This is a genomic window from Synechococcus sp. MU1655 (genome assembly GCF_023630655.1).
Lineage (GTDB): Bacteria > Cyanobacteriota > Cyanobacteriia > PCC-6307 > Cyanobiaceae > Synechococcus_C.
Genome location: NZ_JAKUHK010000116.1, coordinates 1 through 6022, shown reverse-complemented (window position 1 = coordinate 6022; position 6022 = coordinate 1). Strand labels below are relative to the sequence as shown.

Below are 6022 nucleotides of genomic sequence, written 5' to 3'. Positions count from 1 at the left end.
AGCGGCGACGATATTTGGGGGGTAGCCCCCTGAGAAAATAGCTCGATGCCAGGTAAAAACATTCCAAACGAAGAAAGCCATCCCTTGAAGGGATGGCTTTTTTTGTGTCTTTTTTCGCGTTACTTTGGTTTTGATTGGTGCCAGCAGCTGCCATGGCTAAACAAATCCGGCTGCGTCGGTTCGTTCGTAGTCTTTGGTGCGCCTGTTTGCGTTGGGCGAAGTGCGATTGCGTGGATCTGAGTGCTGCATTTGCGTATTACACGCTGCAATCGATCTTCCCGATCCTTCTCATTTCTTTGTCAATTGCCTCGTGGTTTCTTGGTCGGCAAGATGCATTAGAGACCAAGATTATTGCCTATGCAAGCGGTGTTTTGCCGCCATCGGCGGTAGTGATTGTGCAAAACACGCTAATGCAGTTAGTTCGTCAGGGATTTGGGGCTGGATTGTTAGGTGCTGGTGTGTTGTTACTCACTGCTGGTAATGTTTATCTAACGTTGCAACGTGGTTCTGCAAGACTTTGGGAGGGTGTGATTGTACCCCAGCAAAGCAATCTGCCATTTAAGCTTCAAGCCGTGCAGTTTATTCGAATCAGACTCGAAGCTTTTTTTGTGGTGATATTGATTGGCCTCTTGGTTGTTCTTGATCAACTTAGTGCCAATGTGCGCATGATTCCTACTGCTGCTTTATCCGAGTTGTCTGTTGCGATTCCTTGGTTTGGTGGCTTCCTCTCTCATATCCCGGTCTTGCAATTTGGTCGGTTGATGGTTCCATTCCTCGGGTTTTCGGTGACGGCCCTTTCTCTTCAATTTTTGCTTCCAAGCCGCAGAGTTCCGTTTAAGCCGCTCATACCAGGATCGTTATTGATCGGCTTTCTTCTTACTGTTCTTAATCTTGCGGTGAGTCGTAGCATTCTCTCTCTGGGGGCACGTTTTCAGGCGTATGGAGTCATTGGCAGTGTTCTTGTTCTCACCCTGTGGGTTTGGATGGTGGGTGTTGTGATTTATTTTGGTCAATGTTGGAGTGTTGAGCTCGCTAAGGCTTCTTTTAGGCATGGCAGGGATCCGAACAGATCCAGCCATGCCTGAATGCCAAAAAGCAGCGATTATGGAAGAACCGTTCGTTTGGAGTGTTGATTGATGGGACGCTTCCCTCCACTCCTTTGGTTGCTTCTGTTAGGGCTGTTGTTGCTGCCTACGGCAGCAGGCCGTGTCTTGCTGGATGTAGCTGGAGGCCTGCTCATCACACTGCTTGCCTTACCATTTATTCTCGGTGGTTTGGGGTGGATCGGCTGGAAGGTGCTGCAGAGCCGTGTAAGAACGTGTGAGGCCTGTGGCTTGAGCACCATGACAACAGGCGCTCAATGTCCTGCTTGTGGATCGATGCTTCCCACTAAAAAATCTGGTGCTGCAACGGCAGCTGCAGATGCAGCTGCCGTTAATGATTCTCGTCCAGCGAGTGACGTCACAATCGATATTAAGGCCGAAGATGTCGACGCTTAACATTTCATTTTTGTTCTTGTTCTGAAATGAGCTCCATCAATTTACGTTCTCTTAAATAAAGAAACAGTGGACCTCCGCATGCGAAGGAAATGCTGAAGCTTATGATCAAGGTGATCCACCAGCCCTTGATTTGTAGCTTTCTCCCTTCTGTGATGATCCAAATGCTGAAGGCTGATGCAGCAATCAAAAGATCCCTACTTAATGAGCGGGAAGCTGCATTGATGTTGGCATCTTGGATAAACGTCTGGAGGTCAAATCCGCCGCCTGGATTCATGTGCATGAATTCGAGATTCGCTTGCCAAGGAAGGATGGCTCCAAGGATGGCGAGCAAGAGGTAAGTCCATGGGAGGAATTTATTCATTGTTGCTCACGTCGACAGTGCACTCTTCCATGGTATTCGGATCGAGCTGGCGAACCGATTGCTCTACTTGGCTGAGAAGTAACTCACAGCGATCGAGGTAGATCGTGGCACGAGCATAATTTTTTTGTAAATCCGCTAATGGAACGGAATCATCTTGTAATTGCCCTAGCAGCACATCAACAGCCTGCAAGGCTTCCTCATAGCTCAGCTTCGATGCATCTTCTTTCCAGGTGTCTTGTTCAGATGTCTTTGCTGGTTCGGGCTTTTTGCGTGGCATGGCAGTTAAAGAGATGCTTGGGAGTTCGATGCTTTATTCGCTTGAATGGTTTTGGCGACGGCCTGAATCACACCATCCTTGAGAAGGATTTGTAGCTGTTCATTGATGTTGATGTCATCAATGCTTTGAAGGGGCTGGCCGTTCGTTGTGTTGAGCATCGCAAACCCCCGATTGAGCCATCGTTGGGGTGAAAGAGCGCGCAACAATTGCTGCCGTTGTTGCCACTGATCTCGACGACGTTGAAGGGTTACAGCAGGCCGAAGTGCATGGAGCAGCAAATGTCGATCTCTTAGTCGAGAGTTGGCTTGCTCTAATCGCCAGCGTTTGTATTCGCTTAAGCGACTGCGTCGTTGCATGATTGTTTGCTGTGCCGACTCTCTGCTCGGCATCAGTGTGACCATGGCGGCTGTGGGCGTTGCGGCTCGATGGTCTGCCACAAGGTCAGCAACGGTGAGGTCATCTTCATGCCCAAGTCCTGTCACGACCGGAACAGGGAAGGTTGCCAACGTTCGGCAAACCTCTGCATCATCAAAGACCATCAAATCTTCTCGGCTTCCTCCTCCTCGGGCGATCACGATTGCGTCTAATCCGAGCTGATGATGTTGTTTTGCAAGGCGACTTAGAACTCCGCAAATGATCGGCGAAACCTCCCCTTGGACGGGGATCGGAACGACAAGAAGCTCGCTCAAAGGCCATCGCTCTTCTGCTGTACGCAGCATGTCTGCGAGTGCTGAACTTGGAACGCTGGTGAGGACTGCTAATCGGTTGGGATAGACCGGCAACTTTCGACGCCGGCTGGGATCAATGACGCCCTCCTCTAGCAATTGTGCTTTGACCGTTTCAAACCGACGCAACACGGTGGTCAGGCTGGGCCTCATATCGAGAACCTGAACAGCAAGGCTCGCTCGTGCTGACCAGAAATTGAGCTTGCCAATCACGGTGACTCCGTCACCATCTGCAGGAACAAAATCCAATTGTTTTAATTTTGAGGCCCAGGCCACAGCAGTGATGCTTGCCTCTCCATCAGTCAAGGTGAGCCAGAGATGCCCCTTCTTCACTTGAGGCCTCGATGCTGTTGCTTGGATGACAAACCGAGGCGCAAAACCCCGATCCAGCAAAGCCCCGATCGCGTTGTTGAGTTCGCGGACGGAGTAGGTGGGAAGTGTTTCAGCGCTCAAGACGTTGGTATGCCAATCCCCAATAAATGCTGACGATCCCAGAAACGATGCTCAGGATGATTCCCCACGTCTTGTGAACCTGCGTCAACCCGATGGCTAGTAAAACAAGCATGCTGCTTAGCAGCCTGGCTCCTTCACGGCGATTGCTAGCAAAGAAGGGAAGCATTGCTAACGGCGCGAATTGATCCAGTTTGGCTTAGTGAGTGGTTCCCATAAAAAATCCCCCCAGTTGAGTGGAGGGACTGAAAGCTAGGACTGGGTGCTAGCTCTGAACGAATCAGCCGAGGCCGATTTGGGTCAGGATGCCTTGACCGGTGAGAAGCTCGGTGCCCAGGCCGATGATGAACCCAAGCATGGCAAGACGGCCGTTCCAGGTCTCAGCAAAATTGACGAAGCCGAAGCGAGATGAGGTGTCAGTCATTTAAAACTCCATTACTCCAATATCTTAACAAAGCTTAGTGTTCCCTTGGTTGTTGCTTCGGATACATTTCGGGCGATCGGAACGCGCTTCAGGGGCGGGCCTTCCTTTTGGCCGTGGGCTCGGCATTCGTCGGATCCTCTGGCCATGGATGCTTGGGATAGCGACCGCGCATCTCCTTGCGCACCTGTTGGTAGCTGCCTTGCCAAAACCCAGCAAGGTCGCGGGTGCGTTGAAGTGGGCGCCCTGCGGGCGATAGCAATTCAATCGTCACGGCGAGTTGGCCATTCAAAACAGCCGGTCCCTCGAGGCTGCCAAACATTTCCTGCAGCTTGACCGACAGCACAATGTCGTCATTTTGATAGTTCAGAGCTGCGTTGCGCCCTGAAGGGATTGTGATTTGCGTTGGTAAGAGCTGATCGAGTTGCTGCCGGTTCGACCAGGCGAGATCACCCCAAAGGGCTTCCATCAGTTGCTCTTCCTTGACGTCGTCCCAACCTCTGCAATCCATCAAAGTGTCCGCAATCCAGGTGTTGGGATGTTTCTCCAAGTGTTGGAGAGTGCGAAGCGGCCATGGGTCTCCCAGCCGTTGGTGGGCCAGAGCGAGACGACTGCGAAGTTGTTCTGTGCGCTGGGTCCAGGGAAGTACAGCTAGTCCGTCTTTGCGGAGCTGCTGGATCAAGACATCCCGACTTCGTTCACAAGACGCCTGTGGTTGTGTCTGTCGCTCGAGTTCCAGCGCACCAAGCTGCAAGACCCGCTCTGCTTTGACCCGCTTGGTTTGCTCGTCCCAAAGCACTCGCTCTTGCCAGTGGCCGCTCTGATCGGCAAGGTCCCTAACCCATTGCTTTGTGAGGGGGAGGGCCAGTCGGATCTTGGCTCTGGTGTCACCGAGGTCGAGCTGTGCAATTGCAAGTGCCTCCGCTCCATCCAGTGGATCGCTGACCTGTAGAGCCGCACCGCGGCCTTGGCGAAGCAAAAATTGTCCGCGTTGTCCTGGACGGGCCATTGCAATCCATTCAGGAAAAGCTGTTGCAACCAGCTGAGCTGCGATTTGCTCGTCTGTCGCCTCGATGTCTTGGGGCTCTTGCTCCTGATCAAATTGACCGAGTTGTTGCAGCCATCGACGGCTCTGATCGAGAATTGTCCTGAGGCGATCGGCTGCGGTGCGCTCCCTTGGCATTCGCGAAGAGCTCCGCTGGTCGCGGAGCAAGAGCATGCGAGCCCAAAGGTCGCTGCCGTGGTTGTGCTGGCTTAGAAGATCACGCTCATTGAGAATGGCGGCGAGGTCTGCTCCAACTTGCGGTCTCCCCAAGGCACGAGCTTGGAGAAGGATCAATCCCAGGCGTGGATGGGCGCCAAATCGAGCCAGTTTCTGCCCCATATCCGTAGGGCGTCCCTCTGAATTAAGGGCTCCTAGCTCAAGCAATTGCCTGCGGCCTTCCTGAAGTGCGGCCCTAGGAGGGGGCTCGATCCAAGGCAATGTTTCGCCTAAGCCAGCCCCCCAGAGAGCGAGATCCAGCACGGTGGGTTGAGGGTCAGCTCGCTGCAACTCTGGAATGTCATGGGCAGGCCGTCGTTGCTGTTCAGCGGGAGACCAAAGCCGGATGCAACGTCCGGCCTGTTGCCGTCCAGCACGGCCTCGTCGCTGATCAGCGCTGGCCTGACTTGCCGGCACGGTGATCAGTCCCTCCATTCCTGTCCCAGGATCAAATTGGGTGTGCCGCGTGAGTCCGCAATCGATCACGAGGCGAACACCATCCAGGGTGAGGGAGCTTTCGGCGATGGACGTTGCCAAAATTACGCGTCCGTCCCGCTCGTGGTTGCAAGGCTTCAGGGCTCGTCCCTGTTCGGCGAGGGATTGCCTTCCATGGAGGGCGATGACCTCCCAATGGTTCAGCAGGCCTGACTTGCTTAAACGTTGCCGGCAACGCTCAATCTCACGGACTCCAGGCAGGAAAACCAAGACGGTGGATGGATGATGTCCACCGTCTTGTGTGCCTAGCAGGTGGGTCATCTCCTGCTCAATCGCCCGTAGAACGCGTCCCTCGAGAGGTTCATTCGGTCGGGGTGAGAGGTGTTGCGTCTCAACAGGGAAGGCCTTCCCTTCGCTCGTGAGAACCTGCGCATGAGGTAATTGGCTGCGCAGGTTGGTTAGATCAAGCGTCGCCGACATCAGCAGCAGGCAGAGATCAGGCCTGAGGAGCTCCTGCGCTTCCCGAACCAAGGCAAGCGCTAATTCACTATTTCGACTGCGCTCATGGAATTCATCAAAGATCACGCAGTTGA

Annotated in this window: 7 protein-coding genes; 2 read left to right on the top strand and 5 right to left on the bottom strand. The window is 53.4% G+C overall.

All coding sequences use genetic code 11. The annotated features are described in order from the left end of the window. Positions 1 to 152 precede the first annotated feature (152 nt). Together NCN04_RS06710 and NCN04_RS06705 are read left to right on the top strand one after the other, a co-directional pair. Entirely contained in the window at positions 153 to 1085 is a 933-nt protein-coding gene (locus tag NCN04_RS06710) for a YihY/virulence factor BrkB family protein (protein WP_250395578.1), read from the top strand. Between the two features lie 51 nt (positions 1086 to 1136). Next, the gene (locus tag NCN04_RS06705; RefSeq protein ID WP_250395577.1) at positions 1137 to 1499 is read left to right on the top strand and encodes a hypothetical protein; all 363 of its coding nucleotides are present in this window, start codon (positions 1137 to 1139) and stop codon (positions 1497 to 1499) included. 4 nt (positions 1500 to 1503) lie between these two features. Here the strand turns inward: NCN04_RS06705 and NCN04_RS06700 are convergent, their stop codons facing one another. The 5 genes from NCN04_RS06700 to hrpB form a co-directional block, all read right to left on the bottom strand. Beyond that, a complete protein-coding gene (locus NCN04_RS06700; protein ID WP_250395576.1) occupies positions 1504 to 1860 on the bottom strand; it encodes a DUF2834 domain-containing protein in 357 nt (118 codons plus the stop codon). After that, positions 1853 to 2137: an exodeoxyribonuclease VII small subunit gene (gene xseB, locus NCN04_RS06695; protein WP_048347302.1), complete on the bottom strand. Its 285-nt coding sequence runs from the start codon at positions 2135 to 2137 to the stop codon at positions 1853 to 1855. Before xseB ends, NCN04_RS06700 begins: the two co-directional genes overlap by 8 nt. A 5-nt stretch (positions 2138 to 2142) precedes the next feature. After that, positions 2143 to 3315, bottom strand: coding sequence for an exodeoxyribonuclease VII large subunit (gene xseA, locus NCN04_RS06690; RefSeq protein WP_250395575.1), 1173 nt, complete (start codon positions 3313 to 3315; stop codon positions 2143 to 2145). Positions 3316 to 3592: 277 nt separating this feature from the next. Further along, complete coding sequence (locus NCN04_RS06685; protein WP_071841236.1) at positions 3593 to 3736, bottom strand: CAB/ELIP/HLIP family chlorophyll-binding protein; 144 nt, start codon at positions 3734 to 3736, stop codon at positions 3593 to 3595. 88 nt (positions 3737 to 3824) lie between these two features. Next, positions 3825 to 6022 (bottom strand): ATP-dependent helicase HrpB (gene hrpB / locus NCN04_RS06680; RefSeq protein ID WP_250395574.1); only part of this gene is annotated, 2198 nt, incomplete at its 5' end.

Excerpts from the sequence above, each read along its gene's own strand:
- NCN04_RS06700 (WP_250395576.1), bottom strand. The coding sequence starts at position 1,860 with ATGAATAAATTCCTCCCATGGACTTACCTCTTGCTCGCCATCCTTGGA.
- NCN04_RS06685 (WP_071841236.1), bottom strand. The coding sequence starts at position 3,736 with ATGACTGACACCTCATCTCGCTTCGGCTTCGTCAATTTTGCTGAGACC.
- NCN04_RS06705 (WP_250395577.1), top strand. The coding sequence starts at position 1,137 with ATGGGACGCTTCCCTCCACTCCTTTGGTTGCTTCTGTTAGGGCTGTTG.
- xseB (WP_048347302.1), bottom strand. The coding sequence starts at position 2,137 with ATGCCACGCAAAAAGCCCGAACCAGCAAAGACATCTGAACAAGACACC.
- NCN04_RS06710 (WP_250395578.1), top strand. The coding sequence starts at position 153 with ATGGCTAAACAAATCCGGCTGCGTCGGTTCGTTCGTAGTCTTTGGTGC.